Annotated in this window: 1 protein-coding gene; it reads right to left on the minus strand. The window is 64.0% G+C overall.

Annotated elements, in window-relative coordinates:
* Positions 1 to 301: AMP-binding protein (locus ACL02S_RS24285; RefSeq protein WP_412804812.1), on the minus strand; the 301-nt coding region annotated here is incomplete at its 3' end.
* Positions 302 to 311: the final 10 nt, after the last annotated feature.

Here is a 311-nt window from a genome sequence, read left to right on the forward strand (position 1 = left end):
AATTGAACAACTCCGTACGCGGATACTCCCGCACCACCCGCTGCGCGAGCGCCGCGGGCAACGCCTCACCAATCGCCAACACCCGCCACACCGACTCCGGCAACCCCGCCGCCAACAACGCATCCAACATCGACGGCACCACATGCAACGTGGTCACCCACTCCCGCGCCATCAACTCAACCAGATACCCCGGATCCCGATGCCCCTGCGACGCCGCGATCACCAAACGACCACCACACACCACCCCCGACCAAAACTCCCACACCGACAAATCGAACGTCGCCGCCGTCTTCAACAACACCGCATCCGCG

It is taken from the genome of Nocardia spongicola (assembly GCF_047200775.1).
In the GTDB taxonomy this organism is placed as follows: domain Bacteria; phylum Actinomycetota; class Actinomycetes; order Mycobacteriales; family Mycobacteriaceae; genus Nocardia.